Raw genomic sequence first — 20,196 nt, forward strand, 5'->3', positions numbered from 1 at the left:
AGAGAGATCCTTACAAATTCAATTTTATTTTAATTTTTATCAATTATTATGGAAATACTTAAATAGTTTTCTTTACACTATAAAATTTAAGAAAAAGTGACTCTATTTACCCTTTATATATTATAATACTAATCTTGTTCAGAATATATCGATATTCATGTTAAAGGGGAGTTTTTGAGGCATTTGCAAAAAGTAAAGGAGACTTTAACATGCACATAATGGAAGGGTTTTTACCGTGGCAGTGGTGCCTGTTCTGGTACATCATCGCGTTACCAGTGGTTGCTTACGGTGTAATTCAGATTAAGAAGGTTACAGAGGAACACCCAGAGTCCAAGCCGCTGCTTGCAATTACAGGAGCATTTATATTTATATTATCATCTTTAAAGCTGCCTTCAGTTACTGGAAGTACTTCCCACCCTACAGGAAATGGTTTAGGTGCTGTACTTTTCGGGCCAGCAGCAGTAAGCGTTTTGGGTGCAATTGTACTTATATTTCAAGCACTGCTTCTTGCACACGGAGGAATAACCACTTTAGGAGCTAATATCGTTTCCATGGGTATTGTAGGTCCATTTGCAGCGTGGTTGGTTTACAAAGGTGTTCAAAAAGTTGGCTGGTCTCCATCTGTAGGGATATTTTTAGCTGCAGTTATCGGCGACTGGTTGACCTATGTAACCACTGCAGTACAACTTTCGCTGGCATTTCCAGTGCCCACATTCGAGTCAGCGTTTGTAAAATTCATAATAATATACGCCTACACTCAGGTACCGCTTGCAATAGCTGAAGGGCTTTTAACTGTAGTTATATTTGACTACATCCTAAAACTTAGACCTGACATACTAAGGACCCTAAAAGTTATAGGGCCCGCTAAAACAGAAGAAACTGTAGAAAGATCACCAGAGGTGGCCTGATGGTAGATAAAAAACCTGTTGCCCTACTGCTTTTAGCCGTTGTAATTGTAGCCGTTCCATTTGCACTTTACAACGGCAAAGGAGAAGATCAAGGTTATTTTACAGGTTCTGATGATCAAGGAAGCCAGGCTATAGAAGCCACAGGTTATCAGCCGTGGTTTAGTTCCATATGGGAACCGCCGAGTGGCGAGATAGAAAGTCTCCTGTTTGCAGTACAGGCTGCTATTGGTGCGCTTATAATAGGATACGTTTTAGGGTACTACAAAGGCAGGGCAAAAACAAGAAAAGAAGAACTGGACAAGCAACTTGCAGCAAATGAGCAGGATAAAGTTGAATTAAATAAAAATAAATGATAAATTCTTGGTGAGAATATGTTTGAACACACTTTAGATGATTATGCTCATTCCAACAACATTAAAAATGTGAATGAATATTTTAAAGTATTGTTTGCAATTTTAACCATGTTAGTGAGCCTTATATCCACTTCACCAGTTATACCCCTTACCATATTTGTTCTGGTAACTTTTTTAATTATATTTAAGGCTAAAATCCCTGCCAAATTTTATTTGAAGTTCATTACAGTCCCATTTTCATTTGCGTTTATAACATTTGTTTTTATGGCTATATTCTTTGGAACAGGTGCGGCAATTCTAAACTTAGGAATATTTAACCTTGCGGTAACTGCAGATGGTTTTAACCTGGGGTTCCTTACCATGGCAAGGATCATGGGTGGTTTTTCCTGTCTGGCATTTCTGGCACTTACAACTCCCATGAATGAAATTTTTTCGATACTGGAAGATATTAAAATTCCACAGATCGTGGTGGAAATTGCCATGCTTATGTATCGGTATATCTTTGTGTTTTTAGATGAAGCAATTAACATGTACCACTCCCAGGAAACCAGACTGGGATATTCCGGCCTCAAAAAGACTTATAAATCTATGGGAATGCTTGCAAGCAATCTCTTTATAAGGACATGGTTGCGCGGTGAACAAATTTATATAACAATGGAGTCAAGATGTTATGGAGGATCTATTAAAACCTTCAAAAGCCGGAAAGATATAGGAACTAAAAATATTCTTTTACTATTATCCTTTGAATCCTTCCTTTTGCTTGGAACTTATTTAACATGGGGTTTAAAAATTATATAAACCTGACAGCTTTTATTAATTAAATACAGAATTTCCATTTTAGGTGAAATGATGAATATAATTGAAACAAAAGATATCGCATACAGCTATCCAGATGGCACAAAGGCCCTTGAAAAAGTCAATTTTAAAGCGGAAGAGGGTAAAATCATTGCACTACTTGGACCAAATGGTGCAGGGAAATCAACATTATTTTTACATTTTAACGGGATTTTAAGACCCACCTCAGGAAAGGTGCTCTTAAAGGGTGAAGAAATAAAATATGATAAGAAAGCTTTGATGCATGTAAGACAGAACGTGGGGATAGTATTTCAAAATCCTGATGATCAGCTGTTTGCCCCAACGGTAGTGGAAGATGTAGCTTTCGGACCCATGAATCTTGGTTTATCCAAGGAAGAAGTGGAAAAACGGGTTGATGAATCATTAAAACGTGTGGGAATGGAAGAATTTAAAAAGAAAGCACCCCATCACTTGAGCGGAGGCCAAAAAAAGAGGGTTGCAATTGCAGGGATACTTGCCATGAATCCCAGAATAATGGTGCTTGACGAGCCAACATCCGGCCTTGATCCCAAGGGGGCCTCCCAAATACTTAAAATATTATACGAATTAAACAAAGAGGGGATGACAATAATTATATCAACTCATGATGTTGATTTAGTACCGCTCTATGCATACAGCGTATATATAATAAGTAAAGGAAAAATTATAAAAGAAGGAAATCCCCAAGAAGTATTTGGAGATGTTAAAACCATAAGGGAGGCTAATTTAAGACTTCCAAGAATTGCACATCTTATGGAAATACTGGAAAAGGAAGATAAATTACCCTTTGATAAACCATATCCCCTTACTATAGGCGAAGCAAGAAAAAAATTAAAGGATCATTTTGAGGATTAAGTAATGTGGTGATAAAATGAAAGTAGGAATTTGCGATACCACTTTTGCACGGGTTGATATGGGTGCTCATGCAATAGACGAAATTAAACAACACGTCGGGAATATAACATTCATAAGACGTACAGTACCTGGAATTAAAGATTTACCAGTTGCATCAAAAAAATTAATAGAAGAAGAAGGCTGTGAAATTGTGATGGCTCTTGGAATGCCCGGTCCTGAAGAAAAAGATAAAGTTTGTGCCCATGAAGCGTCGACTGGCCTTATACAAGCCCAGCTCATGACAAATACACATATACTTGAAGTTTTTGTGCATGAAGATGAAGGAGAAAGTCCAAAGGACTTGAAACAGCTCGCTGAAAACAGGGCACGTGAACATGCACAGAATCTAGTTAAAATGATGTTTAAAAGAGATGCAATGCAAAAAGAGGCAGGAATGGGTATGAGAGAAGGCCGCCCAGATGTTGGGCCTGTTTAAATTTGTTTTTGATCAACTTTTAAAATTAAAGATTTTTGAGCATGTGAAAATCGGAGATTTTTCGGGCCACGAATCTACGATTCGCCGGTTGACTGCAGATATTGTACCTATTTATTGTTTTATATTGACTCAACTAGGGCCTGTTTAAGGTCCAAATTACCATTAAAATTTTAAAAATACTGTTTATTTTATTAATTTCTTTAATCAAATAGTTTAGTCAATTTAAAGTATTGATAATTCGTTTTATAAAAATAGTAATAACTTCTTAAGATAATGACATAACTAAGTTTTTATATGTTAAAATCTAAAAGCTGACTAAATGAAAAACGCTAAAATTCTCGTCATTGGAGATGAAAATAGCGCAAAGATAAGTATAAAGTCTAAGCTCGAAGATTTAAGTTATACAGTTCTTGCTATTGAATCACATGGTATAAAATCTGTGAAAAATTCCGGAGAACTGAAACCTGATTTAATTTTAATTGATATTAATCAAAGTGGAAATTACATAGAGACCTCCAAAATAAGGAAGTACTTTAATAATCCCATAATATATTTAGCAGATTATTCTGACAGCCAGTTACTCGAGAAAGCAGAATTAAATCCGCCTGTTTATATTATAAGAAAACAATTTAGCGACATTGAACTTAAAAGCACCATAGAAACTGCTCTTTACAACGATTTAAAATTAAAAGAGGGTACCAAAAATTTAAATGCTTTTTTAAATGCTGTCAATGAACCAGCATTTCTAATAGATTTGAAAGGGAATATACTTTTTACAAATGAATACACTAAAAAAACTTTAGGTAAAGTTGTTGACTCCAATATTTACGAACTTTTACCGCACCATATAGCTGCATACAGAAAAAAGTACGTTGAAAATGCCATTAAGGCTAAAAAAGTTACTTATTTTGAAGATGAACGCTACGGTAAAAGTTATGAATACCGAATTTATCCAATTTTAGATGAAAAAGATGAAGTATCAAAATTATCAGTTATAGGACTGGATGTTACTGAGCGTAAACTAGTTGAGAATACATTAAAAGAAAGTGAAGAAAAGTATCGTTCAATTTTTGAAAATAGTACAGATGCCATATTCCTTACACGCCCGGACGGCACTATTTTAGATGTTAATCCTGCTGCAGAAGAAATGTATGGATACACCAAGGATGAACTACGTAAATTAGGCAGATCAAGTATTGTTGATAAAGAGGATCCCCGATTACATGCATCCATAAATGAAAGGAGCATTACTGGTAAATTTAAAAGTGAATTTAACTCCCTAAAAAAGGATGGAACAAAATTTCTCACAGATGTTACTGGCAAATTATTTACCGATAGTAACGGGAATAACAAAGGAATTATAATAGCAAGGGATATTACTGAACGTAAAAAGATAGAGAATGAATTAAAAGAGAATCAACGTACTTTTGAAACTTTAGTAAGTAATTTACCGGGAGTTGCCTACAGGTGCATGAATGATCCTAACTGGACAATGGAATTTGTAAGTGAGGGTTGTTTAGAATTAACAGGATATCAGCCAGAAGACATCATTATGAATAAAAACGTTTCTTATGAAGATTTAATACATATCGATGACCGGCAACTTGTCTGGAGTACAATTCAAAAAGCTTTAAAAGAAAACAAACCATTTAAACTTATTTACAGGATAATCACTGCAGATTTAAAGGAAAAATACGTCTGGGAACAGGGTAGAGGTATCTATTCTGGTGAAGGAAAATTAATTGCTTTGGAAGGATTTATAACAGATATTACTAAACGCAAGAAAGCAGAAAAAGCGCTCCAGAAGTCAGAATTATATTACAGAACTATTTTTGAAAATACTGGGACTGCAACATTAATAGCTGGAGAAGACACTGTTATTTCCCTTGCAAATACGGAATGTGAAAAACTTTCAGGATACTCAAAAGAAGAAATAGAAGGTAAAAAAAGCTGGATAGATTTTGTTGTAGAAGAAGATATGCAACGGTTATTAAACTACCATAATATAAGGGAAAATGACCCTATCCTGGCTCCAAAAAACTATGAACTTAAGTTACAAAATAAGCAGGGTGCCATCAGGGATGTCCATGTAACTATTGAATTAATCCCATATACAAGAAATCGAGTAATTTCTCTTTTAGATATTACAGATAAGAAAAGATCAAGAAAAGCACTTAGAGAAAATGAGAAGAAATACCGTCAGTTAGTGGAAAATGCCCATGAAGGTATCTGGTCAGTTGATGCCGAAGGCAATACCCTCTTTGTAAATCCACGAATGGCAGATATGCTGGGCTATACTGTAGATGAAATGTTAAAGATGCATTTATTATCTTTTATGGATAAAAAAAATGAAAAAATTGTTAAATCACATGTGAAAAACTACAATGACATTGCTGAAGGACTATACGAATTTAAATTTATTAAAAAAGACGGGAAAAAAATCCATGTAAATATAGATGTCACACAAGTCCATGATGACCACGGCAATTATATAGAATCCTTAGCATTAATATCAGACATCACCGAACGCAGGAAAGCTGAAGAAAAACTTAGATTAGCAAGTAAATATAACCGTAGCCTAATTGAAGCAAGTTTAGACCCTCTTGTGACTATTGGTTCTGATGGAAAAATAACTGACGTAAATAACTCTACAGAACTTATAACCGGTTACGCTCGAGAACAGCTCATAGGGACTGATTTTTCAGACTACTTTACCGAACCTGAAAAAGCCAGAAAGGGATATCAACAAGTTTTTCAGGAAGGATTAGTGCGTGATTACCCATTAAAAATTAAAAATAATGCAGGTTTTACAACGCCGGTTTTATATAATGCTTCCGTTTATAAAGACGAATTAGGGAACGTTATAGGCGTATTTGCCGCTGCACGTGATATTACCCAGCTTAAAAAAGCCGAAGAAAATATAAAAGCGTCACTTGAAGAAAAAGAGATACTGCTTAGAGAAATTCACCACAGGGTTAAAAATAACCTGCAGATAATAAGCTCCCTTTTAAGTCTTCAAACAGGTTACACTAAGGACTATGAAACACGGAATGTCCTTGAAGAGAGTCAAAATCGCGTTAAATCTATGGCAATAGTCCATGAAAAACTTTACAGTTCAGAAAACCTTGTAAAAATAGATTTCAAAGATTATATTAAAGATCTAACAGATAGCCTGTTTTTAACCTATAAGATCAGCCCATATATGATAAAATTAAATAAAAATATTGATAATATTTTTTTAAATGTAAATACTGCAATTCCATGCGGCCTCATAATAAATGAACTGGTAACAAACAGCCTAAAACATGCATTTCCGGTGGCCTCTGGCCACGGACCCGCAAATCATAGATTTGCAGATCCTGCGAACGTAGTTCGCAGGTTTGAAGATAAAAACCGGGAAAAATGTAGTTTTCTCGGCCCCAAAATCGGAGATTTTGAGGGATTTTCAATTCCGGCTGGCTACGTTCGCGGACCAACAGATGAAAAATCTGCAGATCCCCAGACTGCAGGCCCTAATTCTAATGAAATACAGATTGAACTTAACCAATTAAAAAATAATTTAGTATTAGTAGTCTCAGATAACGGTGTGGGCTTACCTGAAAATATAGATTTCACAAATACGGAATCATTAGGGCTACGTTTAGTAAATAACCTGGTTAGACAGGTCGATGGTACTATTGAACTAGACAAATCAGAAGGTACTAAATTTAAAATTACTTTTAAAGAATTGAAATATAAAAAAAGAATTTAAATCATTTTTTTTAGTGGAAAGAAATATTACAGGTTTAATTTATAAAAAGATGGAAATTAAAACAATAACTATACAAAAAAGAGAAAAAACTACTAGTTTTAAGAGTATGTGCCAGGACAATAAATGAAGGCATCATAGTATCACAGCACTCAATAAATCAAAATATAACTAAAAGGAGATAGATTAATATCCAATAATATTGACCTAAATTAATAATGTATGGTTTTACATACAATTTTTACGGTTTAGAATATCAATACAGATTTATATACAATTTTAGAAATTTTGATATTTTTATATTAAAAAATAAGCTCAATTTTATCATCTTTTATAATTTCATTATTTTTAAAATATTTAATTATACAAATTAATATGCTCAGTTCTGCTACACTTTGGACATATCCATATTTTCCAATCAGAGCGTAACTTTTTATATAATTTCCCCCTGCCGGATTTGCCACAATAGCTACATTTTCTAGTTTCATACTTCAAGATTTCACCCACAACATGTTATTAAATATACTTAGTTTTTTATTATTTTAATATGTATCATGTCATTTATATTAATTATTATTTAAAAATAGATCAATAATTACAAAAATATAAGTCAGTGGAACTAATGAATACCGTTTCTTTCTATCCTTTTTGAGAAATTAATGAGTTAAATAATTTCATTTCGATGATTATATACTTAATTTAACTTATTTTATTTTCAATAATTTCATGTAATAAAAACAGCATGTTGATATATGAGAAAAAACAAAAAAAAGAGTAGAATCTCAATAAATCAAATAATACTTTGATTGAGATTTATATATCGAAAACAGGTTAAAATTTTCTGCTTCAACGCGAAAATTAAGGCCACATTAACATATATCACTTTAAGTGAGTTAAAAAGCAATTGTATCTAAAAAATAAAGGATTAAATTAAATTATGGAGATGAAAAAAATGAAAGAAGAAGTATTTTTCAGCAAAGGAATGCCTCATATTAAAAAAGATTATCCAGACCTTTATGAAGCAATTGTACATTTAAATAATGCCGCATATACAGGTAAAACCATAGATTATAAAACTCAAAAGTTAATAGCCATAGCAGTAAATGCAGCAGCTTCTGATGATAGGGCAATAAGAAAACAAATGGTAAGCGGAATGAAAGAACTCGGAATTACAAAAGATGAGATAATGGACGCTTTAAGGGTTGTTCTTTTAACTGCAGGAAAACCAGCGTTTACCAAATCGGTTGCAATACTGTATAAATTACTTGAAGACCCTGAAATGGTAAAATGTATTAAATGATTTTTTTTAAACAAATTTATTTTTAATAATCCTCTATTTATTTTTAATAAGATATTGATGCAGATTAACACCAATAAACTTATTTTAGAAAGTACTAAAGAAAAATCATGAACTTTCAGTATTCCCCCTATGGCGTCATACTAATGGTAAGCGCATTCATAATTTTATCTTTAGGTATTTACAGTTACAGAAAACGTTCATCTACATTACATACTTACTTCATTTTTTTCATGATATCCATATTTTTATGGTGCCTTGGGGCAGGAATGGAATTTTTCAGCATTGCAATATGGGCAAAGGTATTCTGGGTTAAAGTTACTTACTTTGGAGTAGCTACAGTTGCACCTCTCTGGTTTATATTTGTATTAAACTATGCTAATTATGAGAAATATTTAAAACCTACCTACATCAGGCTTCTTTTCTTGATACCATCTATCATTATAATTATGGCATTTACAAATGAATGGCACGGATTGCTGTGGCCAAATATAATCCCAACTTCCAGCCAGCCAGGAGCTGTTTTAATTTACGAACACGGCCCTGTTTTTTTCATCAACATGATATACAGTTTCTCCCTGACTATAATAGGACTAATTATTTTAATTAAAACATTAATAAAGTCTTCTAGAAAGTATCGCCAACAGATTTCCATTTTAATAATGGTTGGGTTAATACCATTAATTTTCAGCAGCCTTTATGCATTTCACGTTCTCCCCATTGTAGGGCTAGATTTCTCCCCATTTGCACTTGTCATAGCTGGAATGCTGCTTGCTTTAAGTATTTTCAGGTTCCATTTCCTGGATATTCTTCCAGTAGCCCATAAAATACTATTTAAAAATATGGTCAACGGTGTTCTGGTTTTTGATGATAATGAAAAGTTAATGGAAGTAAATTCTGCTGCCAGTCTAATAGGCATAAGCCCTGAAGATATTAACAGGAATGCAGATGAAGTTTTCGGCAAATTTGAAGAACTTAAATCAGTTTACATGGCACGTAAGTCCGAATCAGAGGTATTTTTAGGAGAACCATTAAATCAATGGATTCAAGCTCAGATTACCCCCATATATGACGATGAAGATATATTTCAGGGACATTTGCTAATAATTCAGGACATAAATAAACGCAAAAAACTTGAAGATGAATTAAAAAAATCACTGGAAGAAAAAGATCTGATGATGAAGGAAATTCATCACAGAGTCAAGAACAACTTCATGATTATACAGAGCCTCCTTCAACTACAATCACGGCATATAAACGATAAAGATGTTTTAGAGATTTTTAAAGAGAGCCAAAATCGAATTAAATCAATGGTATTTGTCCATCAGCGTTTGTACCAGCATGATAACCTTAAAAAGATTAATTTCGGAGATTATCCCGAAACTTTAGCTTCGGATATTTTCAAAAGCTATGTGAGCAATCCCGATCAAATAACATTAGACATAGACACTGAAGATGTCACCATAGATATAGATACAGCTATTCCCCTCGGATTAATTCTTAATGAGCTAATTTCAAATAGCTTAAAATATGCATTTCCTAAAGGTAGAAATGGGATATTAACAGTTAAATCTTATTTAAAAGGTAGTAAATACAGTTTAATAGTAAGTGATAATGGAATAGGGTTTCCAGAAGATTTAGACTACGAAAATTCAGATTCTTTAGGTTTAAAATTAATATACAGTTTATCTGATCAAATAGGAGCAGATGTTAAACTAGATACAGCAAATGGAACTAAATTTGAAATTACATTTGAAGTCAAAAACTAAATTTATTTTAGGCTATTTTATATTCAATTAGATTTTGGATCAGTGCTTTTTTTATCATTTCATAAAGAGTAAAATGAATATTTATCATTTTGAACTGTTAAAATCAAATCCATTATTTTCAAATAGCATTAGATTTAACGAACACTAACTATATAATTGTCACTAATAATGCAAAAATAATTTCAAAAAATAAATTTCCCTTTGAAATAATATATAAAAATAATTTTATAAATTTTACTTATAACAAATATAATTTGCTAAAAAGCATGAAATAAACCAAATATAATATTATTTTTTATTAATCAATTTATATAATAATTAATTAATTAATAACGTATTTAATAATTATTTTATACTAAAATAAGCTCTAATTTTTTATATAATTTACAAAGGTTTAAATACAGTCCCATTAGACTATATACAATACGCATGAAGGAGGTAAAAAGAATGGTAAACCCAATAATCGCTGCAATATTGTCTTTCATAATCCCTGGATTAGGGCAGATAATAGCTGGAGAAACTAAAAAAGGAATAATATTTTTCGTTATTGCAATTGTAATAGGAATATTAAGCGCAGTAAGCCTATTTATTAGCATTATATATTTCATATACGCAATATATGTCGCTTACGACGCATATCAGCTTGCAAAAGCTTAAATATTAAGTTATATTCTTAAATAATGATATCTTTAATTAATCGATACATCTATTTTCATTTTTTTTACAATTTAAAATAAGATATACATCTATCTTTAAACAAATAGAAAATAAATATTCACTCTTTGAAATAGTGGAATCACATTAAAATCCAATTATTCTTTAAATATTATTTTAAGGTAATGGAATATAAATACATGGTGTCAGACATATCCAAATAAATTCTTCTAAAATAACTTGCTTAAAAAACATTGTTTATTCAATATAGGCCTGGAATTAACTAATAAAATACAGATTATCCCCCTATTATTAAGTGAAAAAATATTTAATAGATTGATACTTTATTTTTCGCCGATTTAAGCCCTAATATATTTTTTTATTAAGTACTAATGTACCTATTTTATATTACCTGCCAAAATAAGCCTAATTTTGATAATTTTTAGAAAGATTTAAATAATAAATTATATAATATAATTAATACAGTAAGGAGGTAATCAAATGGTAAATGCAATACTTGCCGCATTAATGTCTTTAATAATCCCCGGAACAGGCCAGATAGTATCCGGTGAAGTTAAAAAAGGAATAATATTTTTAGCCATAGAAATTATATTATACATACTATTCCTCACAGTAAGCCCCTCTATTGTTATCATATCATTCCTGTTTGCCATATATGCTGCTTATGACGCATATAATGGAGCAAAATCAGATCCACATACATCTGCAGTATAATAAATCCCTTTTCATTTTATTTCTAAAAAAAACTCATTAATTACAAAATTAAATAAATAGACGGCATTATAATCATTTTTGAATCTAATTTATCAAGCACAACATTTTTATACAACCCAATGATCATCATTTGAAATAACAACTTAATAGTTAATTTTTCTACTTTTTAACGATAAATTTATATCTTGAAAATAAATAAAATCATCCATACATGATCGCTTTTAATTTTCGTTTAAAGCACAACCTTTTTATACTAACTTATTCTAATAATTGATCATCACCAATGGTGAAAACAACTTTTTTTGGGAAATAATCCCATGGATGTGGCGCAAGCTGAACAAAAGAGGTGTTTTAATGTATAAATATATAAGAGACGCATGGAAAAATCCAAGCGATTCCTTCGTCAAGGAGCTTATGCAACAAAGAGCTCCACAGTGGAGAAGGGAAAGCGTAATTCAGAGAATAGACAGACCTACAAGGCTCGACAGAGCAAGGTCTTTAGGATATAAAGCTAAAAAAGGATATGTTGTTGTAAGGACCCGAGTTAGGAGAGGTGGGAGCAGAAAAACAAGATTCACCGCCGGTAGAAAACCTAAAAGACAAGGTGTCAACAAGATAACCCCTGCAAAATCCATTAAAAGAATAGCAGAAGAAAGAGTAGCCAAAAAATACCCTAACTTAGAAGTTTTAAACTCATACTGGGTATGGGAAGACGGTAAATTCAAATTTTTTGAAGTCATACTAGTTGATCCAAACAGTCCATCAATTAAAGCGGATAAAAACATAAACTGGATCTGTGAAAACCAGCACACAAGCCGTGCGCTTCGTGGACTCACAAGTGAAGGTAAAAAAACCCGTGGACTTCGAAGAAAAGGTAAAGGCGCTGAAAAGGCAAGATAAGCCTTAAATTATTTTTTTTAGCAAAATAAAGGAAAAATATCCATGATCCATAACATTTCATATCGTGTATTTGTTTATGGAACAGAAAATGAGGAAAAGGTGAAAGGAGCAGTTCAAACTCTCTTTCCCAATTCTCATCCTCAAACTGATACTACAGAAGGCTATTTTAAGAATCCTGTTTTAATATTACATGATAAAATCTCCAAAAACCGTGAAATTAAAAATTTTATCCATATATTAGAAGAAATTGACGAATCCAGTAAAAAACAACTTCGCAGTGAACTGGAAAATAAAATGGATGAGCGGGGAAATTTGTTCTTAAGATTTGATAAACAGAGAGCATATCTGGGAGATTTAAAGATAATAAAACATGGAGATGCAATACACGTTAAAATAAATATAGCTGCCTATCCTGCAAAAAAAGAAAACGCAATGGAAGTTGCAAGGGATATTCTTGGTGTATAATTATGTTTTTTGATTTTCATGTTCACAATACCCATTTAGCTCGCGAAGCCAAACGGCTAGGATACAGCGGAATCGCACTTGTACAATCTTCCAAAAATTATAATAAAACCGCCAATATCAACCCTCAAGATGATTTTAAAGTCTTCAGTGGTGTTGAAATATATGCAAAAAATCCAGAAGATTTAAGAAAGAAAGTTCAAAAATTTAGAGAACTCAACGAAGTTTTAATAGTAAACGGCGGAGATATAAAGATAAATAGGGCTGCATGTGAAGATCCACGGGTAGATATACTGGCACATCCCTACAAAAATAGAAGAGACAGTGGAATAAACCACGTGCTTGCAAAGAAAGCCTCAGAAAACAATGTTGCAATTGAACTCAACATTAATCAGGTGATTAAAACACGCCTATCACTAAGAGCAAAAATTCTAAGTCAATTCAGGCAAATTTTAAAGCTCCAGCGAAAATTTAAATTTCCACTAATAATTACAAGTAATGCTTATTCCATATATGATCTTAGGACTCCTGAAGATATAACTGCCTTTGCAGGCTGCATGGAAATGACCCATGACGAAATTATAAGTTCATTATCTAAAAATCCTGCAGATATAATAGAACGAAGCATGATAAGGAAAAATGTTATAGTACAAGGGGCTAGAACTATAGAACAGGATGATTAAGATGAAGCTTAAAATACTGCCCCCTACACTCAGGAATGATAAAAGATACATCTCATTTGAAGCTGTATCAGAAGTACCTTTGGATAAAGAAGACGTTATCTCACTGGTATGGGAATCTTCATTGAATTTCCACGGCGAATGTAAGACAAGTAAATTTGATCTGTGGGTTATGAGGATCTGGCCCCTTAAATCATCTGATGATAAAAATATAATTAAAGGGATCCTCCAGTGTAATAGAGAAGAAGTAAGTTCAGTAAGAGCGGCGATCTTGCTTGTAAATAAATTTAAAGGCAAACGAGTAGTCTTTCATACCATCGGTATTTCCGGAACAATCAAAGCCGGAATAAAAAAGTTTATTAAACTAGAAAAATAACATAAATAAATAGTTTTTAATTTAAATCTGAATTCGTTTAAATTCGCTATTATTGCCCTTTTGAGTTATATCTAAAACTGAGTTTAAATGAGTAGTTTTAATTAATTTAATAAATAAATACATATACGTAAAGTATTAAATCTAATATAAATTATATTTAGAAATTAAATTCATTTAGTAGATCGAAAAATAATAGAGAGGTATATATATGCAACCGATGCCAGGAGCAGGATATGATAGGGCTATAACTGTATTTAGCCCAGATGGAAGACTTTTTCAGGTTGAATATGCGAGAGAAGCTGTTAAAAGAGGTACAACTTCATTAGGTGTTAAATCAGGTGAAGGTATCGTACTGGTTGTTGATAAAAGACCTACCAGCAAACTCGTTGAACCAAAATCAATTGAAAAGATATTCCAGATTGATGAACATATTGGTGCAGCGACCTCCGGACTTGTAGCTGATGCAAGGGCCTTAATTGAGAGAGCAAGAATAGAATCTCAGGTTAACAAAATAACCTATAACGAACCAATTAGAGTAGATAGTTTAGCTAAAAAAATATGCGATATGAAACAGATGTATACCCAGCACGGGGGAGTAAGGCCTTTTGGTTCAGCTTTGATAATTGGAGGAGTAACCGAAACTGAATGCAGATTATTCGAAACTGACCCTAGTGGTGCGCTAATTGAATACAAAGCAACTGCAATAGGCGCTGGAAGACAAATAGCAATGGATGAATTCGAGAAGAAATACAAAGAAGGCATGAAATTAAATGAAGCTATTGATCTAGCATTAGATGCTGTTTATGAAGCCACTGAAGGTAAAACAAGCGCTGAAAGTGTAGAAATTGCAGTTATAGATTTCGAAACTAAACGGTTCAGAAAATTATCAGAAGAAGAAATAGAAGAATATGTTGAAGAACTTCTCTTAAGAAAGCCTAAGGAGGAAGAGGAAGAAGGAGAAGAAGAAGAAGAAGAGGAGTAAAAATGGTCACTCTTGAAGATTCAGTTATAGCCCGTCTGGAATACTACGGAGAACGTTTTGAAATCTTAGTAGATCCAGATCTTGCTTCCGAGTTTAAAAGAGGCAAAGACATACCACTAGAGGAAATACTCGCTGTTGAAGAAATATTCAAAGATGTTAAGAAGGGAGATAAAGCATCTGAAGAAGCTATGAATAAAGCTTTTAATAGTACAGATCCTCTAGAAGCTGCAGCCTTAATACTTAAAAAAGGCCAGGTACAGTTAACTGCCCAGCAGCGAAAAGAAATGTTAGAAGAGAAAAGAAAGAAAATTATTGCAAAAATAACAAGAGAAGCCATAAATCCACAGACAAAACTTCCTCATCCTGCAAGAAGAATTGAAAAAGCCATGGAAGAGGCTAAAGTTCACATTGATCCATTTAAAAGTGTTGATGAACAGGTAAATATTGTTCTTAAAGCCATTCGTGTTAAAATACCAATAAGATTTGAACATGTAAATATAGCAATTAGAATTCCTGGAGATTACGCAGGAAAAGTATATTCCATAATTTCAGATTTTGGAAAAACAAGAAAAGAGGAATGGCAAAAAGACGGATCATGGATCGCTGTGGTTGAAGTACCTGGTGGCCTACAGGAGAGCTTTGACAGGAAGTTAAGCGAACTTACAGGCGGACAGGTGGAAACCAAAATAGTAAAATAATAACTTCGTTGTAGTGAAGAGCTTAATTTATTTAAACTTATAATTGAATATAATTTTTATCTTCAATCTGTTTCATAATGCCATGGGATAGAGTTTAAACACGATACTTCACTATAATTTTATGGCTTTCCACTTTAAAGGAGGCAGAACGTGATATTTGTAGAAGATAAAGCTTTAGTGGTTCCAGGTGATGTTCTTGCAGATGAAGAATATCATACAGGAAGAGGAACGTTTAAAGAAGGTAACAATATATGTTCATCTCTTGTTGGTTTAGTTGCTATAAGGGATAAAAAGATAAGTGTTATTCCCCTACAGAGCAAATATATTCCAAAAAGAGGCGACGTTGTAATTGGTGAAGTTACCGATATAAGATTTTCAATGTGGAATTTAGACATAAACTCCCCATATTCAGGATTTTTACCTGCTTCAGACGTTTTTGGAAAAGAGAAGAGAGATTTAAACAAGGCATTTAATGTCGGCGATGTTTTATTTTTAAGAGTTGTTGATGTTGATGAAGTTAAAAAGGTAAAACTGGGTTTAAAAGGTAGAGGACTTGGCAAATTTAGAGGTGGAATTTTAATCTACATAACCCCAACAAAAGTACCACGGCTCATTGGTAAGAAAGGATCTATGATCAACATGATAAAAGATGAAACAAAATGTGATATCATCGTAGGTCAAAATGGTGTGGTATGGGTTAAAGGCGAACCGCAGATGGAAAGAGTCGCCGAAAAAGTTATAAATATGATAGAAGATCAGGCCCACACCTCTGGACTTACAGATAGAGTAAGAAACATGCTTTCTGAACTTCTTGGTAAAGAAATAGAAGAAGTAGAAGAAGTCCCTGAGCCAGATGTAAATGAATAAACAGGGGTGATTATTATCTTAACAAACAATAATGACAATTTAAGGGCAGATGGAAGAGTATTCGATGAATTAAGGCCATTAAAAATAGAAGCAGGTGTTTTAGAAAAAGCAGATGGATCTGCATATCTTGAGATAGGCGGCAATAAAATTCTTGCTGCTGTTTATGGTCCAAGGGAATTACATGTAAGACGTATAATGAGGCCGGACATGGCAGTCATAAGGTGTAGGTATAATATGGCACCATTTTCGGTTGGAGAAAGAAAGAGGCCAGGACCGGACAGGAGATCTGTTGAGATATCTAAAATAACTGCAGACGCTTTAAGACCTGCCATATTTTTAGAAAAATTCCCAAGATCAACAATTGATGTATTTATAGAAATCCTCGAAGCTGAAGGTGGTACAAGATGTGCAGGAATAACTGCCGCTTCAGTAGCTCTAGCAGATGCAGGAATACCAATGAAAGATTTAGTTGCTTCCTGTGCAGCTGGAAAGGCTAATGGTAATGTAATACTGGATCTCTCAGAAGATGAGGATAAAGAAGGTGAAGCTGATTTACCTATTGCTATTATGCCAAGATCTGGTGAGATAAGCCTTCTCCAGATGGATGGACATATGACACCGGATGAATTTGGTAAAGCAGTAGATCTTGCAATTGAAGGATGTAAACAAATCAGTGAAGCGCAGAAGAATGCCATTAAAGATAGGTATGGTGAAGAAAATGGTTAATATAGTTCCTGAAATTACAAGAAAAAGTATAGTAGAACTTATCGAAAATAAGGAACGTGCAGACGGCAGATCAATAGATGAATACAGGGACATATCTGTTGAAGTTGGAGTAATTGAAAAAGCTGAAGGATCTGCAAGGGTCAAAATAGGTAACACTCAATTAATAGTAGGGATAAAACCTCAACTTGGCGATCCTTTTTCTGATACACCAAATGTAGGCGTATTAATGACTAATTCTGAATTGTTACCAATGGCATCACCATCATTTGAACCAGGCCCACCTGATGAAAGATCTGTAGAACTTGCAAGAGTTACAGACCGCTGTTTAAGAGAAGGTAAAATTTTAGACCTTGAAAAATTGTGCATAATCGAAGGTGAAAAAGTATGGATGATATTTGTAGATATCCATGTTTTAGATTATGATGGTAATTTAATGGACGCTGCAGTTTTAGGAAGTGTTGCTGCACTTACAAGTGCAAAGATACCAAATGCAACCGTTGAAGATGATAAAATTGTCTTAGATGAAGAAAATCCTGTTGCATTACCTATAAAAGAAAAACCTTTAATGTGTACATTTGCAAAGATAAATGGTGAACTGATTAATGATCCCTCACTTGAGGAAGAAAATGTCATGGATGCCAGAATCTCAATTGGAGTAAGAGAAGACGGCAGTATTTGCGCAATGCAGAAAGGTGGAGAAAATCCACTAACAAAAGAAGAAGTAATCGGCGCAGTCAGCAGAACTATAGAAAAAACAAAAGAACTTAGAGAACATTTACACTAAATTACTTAAAAACTTACAAGGTGATTAAGATGGCAAGAACAAAAAAAGTAGGAGTAACTGGAAGATTTGGCGCAAGATATGGAAGAAAAGCCAAAAGAACAGTTAAAGGTATAGAAGAAAAAATGAAAAAGGACCACACATGTCCTAAATGTGATAGAATTGGTGTTAAAAGAATTAGCGCAGGCATATGGAAATGTAAAAAATGCGGAGCTGTATTTACAGGCGGCGCATACGTTCCACAAACTCCAATGGCTAAAACAGCTACAAGAAACATCAAAAGGATAGTTGGAGAAGGAAGTTAATCTCTTCCTGAACTCAATATTTTTTTAAAAAATTTTTTTGGATTTAGTAAAAATCTACGATTTTTACAAGCCAAATATTAAAAAGATTTTTTGGAGTTGAGAAAATTCGCAGAATTTTCGAACTCAAATTATAGAAAATAATTTGAAGTTATCAAAATTTTCTATTTTGGTACGACAAAATTTTTGATAAAAAATTTTGGGGTTAGTAAAAATCTACGATTTTTACAAGCCAAAAAATAAGAAATTTTTTGGGGGTTTATACTTTGTACAAATGTGCAAAATGCGGAACTTTAGTTGATCTTAAAGGGTATACTGAAGCAAAATGTCCAAAATGCAGGTACAGAATTCTTTTTAAGGAAATTCCACCAGTTAAAAAAGATGTAACTGCAAGATAAATTTATAAAGGTATTAAATGCTGATAACAACATCACGGAAACCATCAAGTAGGACTAGGTCATTTTGTCAGGACCTGAGTCATGTTTTAAACGCAAAATATGTAAATAGGGGCAAAATGAGCTTCCGAGATGTCTTACTTAAATCAGCGGCACTCGGATTTCATGAAACAGCAGTAGTTTCTCAAATAAAAGGAAATCCCAGTAAAATTGAAATATATAATGAAAACTGTGAATTGCTGTTATTTTTAAAGATAACAGTATCCCTTTTAAATTTAAAAGGTAAAATAAACTCGGATGCACTAAACATTAGATGTGAAATAGAAGAGCTTAAAAATCCCATCAGCGATATCCTGAAGATTCCTGATAAAAATTCGAACAAGAATTTAATCTGGGTCAAAAAAGGAGAAGGGGAAAATAAAGCTATAATAGAATTTTATGATAAAGAAGGTTCAGTTAGAGACCCTCGAATTTACGTTAAAAACTGGAGATTTAAATGAATATTCCAGAACATGTTAAAGCCGAATTTAAAATTAAATTTAATAGTTTAGATGAAGCAAATTTGGTTTTAAAATCAATTGAACCTGAAATTCAAACTGCGCCATCTGAAAAGACTTCAGTTGAAATAAATTTAGATGGAAAAACTTTAAAATTAATAATTGATGCTGAAGATACTCCATCTCTTCGAGCATCTGTTAATTCATATTTTAGATGGATAACACTATCTCATGAAGTTAATTCGTTAAATGAGACAGGATAGATAGTAACTATAATAAAAATAGAGGTGATTTGAATGGAACTTCCTCAAAATGTACAACATCAATTAGCCCAATTCCAGCAGGTACAGCAGCAAGCTCAGGCAATTTCAATGCAAAAACAAAGTGTCGATCTACAGTTAAAAGAAACTAAAAAAGCTGTCGAAGAGTTAAACAAAGTAGAAGAAAATGCTGATGTTTACAAAACCGCAGGAACATTACTTATCAAAGTTAAAAAAGAAGATATGACTAAAGAACTTGAAGATAAAATAGAAACCTTAGAGCTTCGTGAAAAAACTGTCCAGAGACAGGAAGAAAGAATCATGAAAAGGCTTCAGGAAATGCAGTCTTCTATTCAAGAAGCTATGAAAGGAAGCGGAATACAATAAAAAGGTCAGTTAATTAAAAAAAATTAACTGCCCAAATACTAATTTTTGGATTATTTATAATTTACTAATTTACCTTGTGCATATATTCAAAAGCACGTTTATGCACTATTTTTCTTTTTTAATTTAAATTACTACACTATAATTTCTTAGTTTATAACCTTTTAATGAAGCTTTTTGGATTTATTTATTAAATTATCCTTGTTTTTTTTTATTAAGTTTTAATAAATTTTATATATAATAATTAATTATTAATTA

General features: G+C 32.8%; 25 protein-coding genes. 24 read left to right on the top strand and 1 reads right to left on the bottom strand.

Annotated elements, in window-relative coordinates:
• Nucleotides 1-209 precede the first annotated feature (209 nt).
• From cbiM to AAGU07_RS03965, 6 genes are all read left to right on the top strand, one after another.
• A complete protein-coding gene (cbiM, locus tag AAGU07_RS03940; RefSeq protein ID WP_342457900.1) occupies nt 210-908 on the top strand; it encodes a cobalt ECF transporter S component CbiM in 699 nt (232 codons plus the stop codon).
• Entirely contained in the window at nt 908-1,261 is a 354-nt protein-coding gene (locus tag AAGU07_RS03945; RefSeq protein ID WP_342457901.1) for an energy-coupling factor ABC transporter substrate-binding protein, read from the top strand. Before cbiM ends, AAGU07_RS03945 begins: the two co-directional genes overlap by 1 nt.
• An 18-nt stretch (nt 1,262-1,279) precedes the next feature.
• Complete coding sequence (gene cbiQ / locus AAGU07_RS03950) at nt 1,280-2,059, top strand: cobalt ECF transporter T component CbiQ (protein WP_342457902.1); 780 nt, start codon at nt 1,280-1,282, stop codon at nt 2,057-2,059.
• Nucleotides 2,060-2,110: 51 nt separating this feature from the next.
• A complete protein-coding gene (locus tag AAGU07_RS03955) occupies nt 2,111-2,950 on the top strand; it encodes an ATP-binding cassette domain-containing protein (protein ID WP_342457903.1) in 840 nt (279 codons plus the stop codon).
• Between the two features lie 16 nt (nt 2,951-2,966).
• Nucleotides 2,967-3,425 (top strand): riboflavin synthase, encoded by a 459-nt coding sequence (ribC, locus tag AAGU07_RS03960; protein WP_342457904.1) that lies wholly within the window; start codon nt 2,967-2,969, stop codon nt 3,423-3,425.
• Nucleotides 3,426-3,744: 319 nt separating this feature from the next.
• Complete coding sequence (locus tag AAGU07_RS03965) at nt 3,745-7,176, top strand: PAS domain S-box protein (protein WP_342457905.1); 3,432 nt, start codon at nt 3,745-3,747, stop codon at nt 7,174-7,176.
• Nucleotides 7,177-7,475: 299 nt separating this feature from the next.
• Here the strand turns inward: AAGU07_RS03965 and AAGU07_RS03970 are convergent, their stop codons facing one another.
• A complete protein-coding gene (locus AAGU07_RS03970) occupies nt 7,476-7,661 on the bottom strand; it encodes a hypothetical protein (protein ID WP_342457906.1) in 186 nt (61 codons plus the stop codon).
• 464 nt (nt 7,662-8,125) lie between these two features.
• On the opposite strand from AAGU07_RS03970, the gene AAGU07_RS03975 reads away from it, so the two are divergent.
• The 18 genes from AAGU07_RS03975 to AAGU07_RS04060 all read left to right on the top strand — a co-directional run bounded on the left by AAGU07_RS03975 (nt 8,126) and on the right by AAGU07_RS04060 (nt 19,941).
• On the top strand, nt 8,126-8,473 hold the full coding sequence (locus AAGU07_RS03975; protein WP_069583258.1) for a carboxymuconolactone decarboxylase family protein: 348 nt from the start codon (nt 8,126-8,128) through the stop codon (nt 8,471-8,473).
• 143 nt (nt 8,474-8,616) lie between these two features.
• Nucleotides 8,617-10,239: a histidine kinase N-terminal 7TM domain-containing protein gene (locus AAGU07_RS03980; protein ID WP_342457907.1), complete on the top strand. Its 1,623-nt coding sequence runs from the start codon at nt 8,617-8,619 to the stop codon at nt 10,237-10,239.
• A gap of 447 nt (nt 10,240-10,686) precedes the next feature.
• Nucleotides 10,687-10,896: a hypothetical protein gene (locus tag AAGU07_RS03985; protein ID WP_342457908.1), complete on the top strand. Its 210-nt coding sequence runs from the start codon at nt 10,687-10,689 to the stop codon at nt 10,894-10,896.
• Nucleotides 10,897-11,394: 498 nt separating this feature from the next.
• Complete coding sequence (locus tag AAGU07_RS03990; protein WP_342457909.1) at nt 11,395-11,628, top strand: hypothetical protein; 234 nt, start codon at nt 11,395-11,397, stop codon at nt 11,626-11,628.
• Between the two features lie 354 nt (nt 11,629-11,982).
• Nucleotides 11,983-12,528, top strand: coding sequence for a 50S ribosomal protein L15e (locus tag AAGU07_RS03995; protein ID WP_342459337.1), 546 nt, complete (start codon nt 11,983-11,985; stop codon nt 12,526-12,528).
• A 42-nt stretch (nt 12,529-12,570) separates the two neighbouring features.
• Entirely contained in the window at nt 12,571-12,993 is a 423-nt protein-coding gene (locus tag AAGU07_RS04000) for an RNA-binding protein (RefSeq protein WP_342457910.1), read from the top strand.
• 2 nt (nt 12,994-12,995) lie between these two features.
• Nucleotides 12,996-13,673, top strand: coding sequence for an RNase P subunit p30 family protein (locus AAGU07_RS04005; protein WP_342457911.1), 678 nt, complete (start codon nt 12,996-12,998; stop codon nt 13,671-13,673).
• Between the two features lies 1 nt (nt 13,674).
• Nucleotides 13,675-14,046, top strand: a complete 372-nt coding sequence (locus tag AAGU07_RS04010; RefSeq protein WP_069583265.1) for an Rpp14/Pop5 family protein — start codon at nt 13,675-13,677, stop codon at nt 14,044-14,046.
• A gap of 208 nt (nt 14,047-14,254) precedes the next feature.
• A complete protein-coding gene (gene psmA, locus AAGU07_RS04015; protein ID WP_342457912.1) occupies nt 14,255-15,028 on the top strand; it encodes an archaeal proteasome endopeptidase complex subunit alpha in 774 nt (257 codons plus the stop codon).
• A 2-nt stretch (nt 15,029-15,030) separates the two neighbouring features.
• Entirely contained in the window at nt 15,031-15,726 is a 696-nt protein-coding gene (locus AAGU07_RS04020; RefSeq protein ID WP_342457913.1) for a ribosome assembly factor SBDS, read from the top strand.
• 150 nt (nt 15,727-15,876) lie between these two features.
• The gene (gene rrp4, locus AAGU07_RS04025; protein WP_342457914.1) at nt 15,877-16,593 is read left to right on the top strand and encodes an exosome complex RNA-binding protein Rrp4; all 717 of its coding nucleotides are present in this window, start codon (nt 15,877-15,879) and stop codon (nt 16,591-16,593) included.
• A gap of 6 nt (nt 16,594-16,599) precedes the next feature.
• The gene (gene rrp41, locus AAGU07_RS04030) at nt 16,600-17,319 is read left to right on the top strand and encodes an exosome complex exonuclease Rrp41 (protein WP_342457915.1); all 720 of its coding nucleotides are present in this window, start codon (nt 16,600-16,602) and stop codon (nt 17,317-17,319) included.
• Complete coding sequence (gene rrp42 / locus AAGU07_RS04035) at nt 17,312-18,103, top strand: exosome complex protein Rrp42 (protein ID WP_342457916.1); 792 nt, start codon at nt 17,312-17,314, stop codon at nt 18,101-18,103. The genes rrp41 and rrp42 overlap by 8 nt, the downstream gene beginning before the upstream one ends.
• Nucleotides 18,104-18,132: 29 nt before the next feature.
• Complete coding sequence (rpl37A, locus tag AAGU07_RS04040; RefSeq protein WP_342457917.1) at nt 18,133-18,405, top strand: 50S ribosomal protein L37Ae; 273 nt, start codon at nt 18,133-18,135, stop codon at nt 18,403-18,405.
• A 263-nt stretch (nt 18,406-18,668) separates the two neighbouring features.
• On the top strand, nt 18,669-18,800 hold the full coding sequence (locus AAGU07_RS04045; RefSeq protein ID WP_048079940.1) for a DNA-directed RNA polymerase subunit P: 132 nt from the start codon (nt 18,669-18,671) through the stop codon (nt 18,798-18,800).
• A 116-nt stretch (nt 18,801-18,916) separates the two neighbouring features.
• Nucleotides 18,917-19,297, top strand: a complete 381-nt coding sequence (locus tag AAGU07_RS04050) for a ribosomal biogenesis protein (protein WP_342457918.1) — start codon at nt 18,917-18,919, stop codon at nt 19,295-19,297.
• A complete protein-coding gene (locus tag AAGU07_RS04055; protein WP_342457919.1) occupies nt 19,294-19,557 on the top strand; it encodes a KEOPS complex subunit Pcc1 in 264 nt (87 codons plus the stop codon). The genes AAGU07_RS04050 and AAGU07_RS04055 overlap by 4 nt, the downstream gene beginning before the upstream one ends.
• Nucleotides 19,558-19,590: 33 nt before the next feature.
• Entirely contained in the window at nt 19,591-19,941 is a 351-nt protein-coding gene (locus tag AAGU07_RS04060) for a prefoldin subunit beta (RefSeq protein WP_069583274.1), read from the top strand.
• The last annotated feature ends 255 nt before the right edge of the window (nt 19,942-20,196 follow it).

The organism is Methanobacterium sp., assembly GCF_038562635.1.
GTDB lineage: Archaea > Methanobacteriota > Methanobacteria > Methanobacteriales > Methanobacteriaceae > Methanobacterium_D.

Excerpts from the sequence above, each read along its gene's own strand:
- AAGU07_RS03965 (WP_342457905.1), top strand. The coding sequence starts at position 3,745 with ATGAAAAACGCTAAAATTCTCGTCATTGGAGATGAAAATAGCGCAAAG.
- AAGU07_RS04055 (WP_342457919.1), top strand. The coding sequence starts at position 19,294 with ATGAATATTCCAGAACATGTTAAAGCCGAATTTAAAATTAAATTTAAT.
- cbiM (WP_342457900.1), top strand. The coding sequence starts at position 210 with ATGCACATAATGGAAGGGTTTTTACCGTGGCAGTGGTGCCTGTTCTGG.
- AAGU07_RS04020 (WP_342457913.1), top strand. The coding sequence starts at position 15,031 with ATGGTCACTCTTGAAGATTCAGTTATAGCCCGTCTGGAATACTACGGA.
- AAGU07_RS03985 (WP_342457908.1), top strand. The coding sequence starts at position 10,687 with ATGGTAAACCCAATAATCGCTGCAATATTGTCTTTCATAATCCCTGGA.
- AAGU07_RS03995 (WP_342459337.1), top strand. The coding sequence starts at position 11,983 with ATGTATAAATATATAAGAGACGCATGGAAAAATCCAAGCGATTCCTTC.
- AAGU07_RS03990 (WP_342457909.1), top strand. The coding sequence starts at position 11,395 with ATGGTAAATGCAATACTTGCCGCATTAATGTCTTTAATAATCCCCGGA.
- AAGU07_RS03975 (WP_069583258.1), top strand. The coding sequence starts at position 8,126 with ATGAAAGAAGAAGTATTTTTCAGCAAAGGAATGCCTCATATTAAAAAA.
- AAGU07_RS03980 (WP_342457907.1), top strand. The coding sequence starts at position 8,617 with ATGGTAAGCGCATTCATAATTTTATCTTTAGGTATTTACAGTTACAGA.
- AAGU07_RS04005 (WP_342457911.1), top strand. The coding sequence starts at position 12,996 with ATGTTTTTTGATTTTCATGTTCACAATACCCATTTAGCTCGCGAAGCC.
- rrp42 (WP_342457916.1), top strand. The coding sequence starts at position 17,312 with ATGGTTAATATAGTTCCTGAAATTACAAGAAAAAGTATAGTAGAACTT.
- cbiQ (WP_342457902.1), top strand. The coding sequence starts at position 1,280 with ATGTTTGAACACACTTTAGATGATTATGCTCATTCCAACAACATTAAA.
- AAGU07_RS03970 (WP_342457906.1), bottom strand. The coding sequence starts at position 7,661 with ATGAAACTAGAAAATGTAGCTATTGTGGCAAATCCGGCAGGGGGAAAT.
- ribC (WP_342457904.1), top strand. The coding sequence starts at position 2,967 with ATGAAAGTAGGAATTTGCGATACCACTTTTGCACGGGTTGATATGGGT.
- AAGU07_RS04010 (WP_069583265.1), top strand. The coding sequence starts at position 13,675 with ATGAAGCTTAAAATACTGCCCCCTACACTCAGGAATGATAAAAGATAC.
- AAGU07_RS04060 (WP_069583274.1), top strand. The coding sequence starts at position 19,591 with ATGGAACTTCCTCAAAATGTACAACATCAATTAGCCCAATTCCAGCAG.
- AAGU07_RS04000 (WP_342457910.1), top strand. The coding sequence starts at position 12,571 with ATGATCCATAACATTTCATATCGTGTATTTGTTTATGGAACAGAAAAT.
- AAGU07_RS03945 (WP_342457901.1), top strand. The coding sequence starts at position 908 with ATGGTAGATAAAAAACCTGTTGCCCTACTGCTTTTAGCCGTTGTAATT.
- psmA (WP_342457912.1), top strand. The coding sequence starts at position 14,255 with ATGCAACCGATGCCAGGAGCAGGATATGATAGGGCTATAACTGTATTT.
- AAGU07_RS04050 (WP_342457918.1), top strand. The coding sequence starts at position 18,917 with ATGAGCTTCCGAGATGTCTTACTTAAATCAGCGGCACTCGGATTTCAT.
- rpl37A (WP_342457917.1), top strand. The coding sequence starts at position 18,133 with ATGGCAAGAACAAAAAAAGTAGGAGTAACTGGAAGATTTGGCGCAAGA.
- AAGU07_RS03955 (WP_342457903.1), top strand. The coding sequence starts at position 2,111 with ATGAATATAATTGAAACAAAAGATATCGCATACAGCTATCCAGATGGC.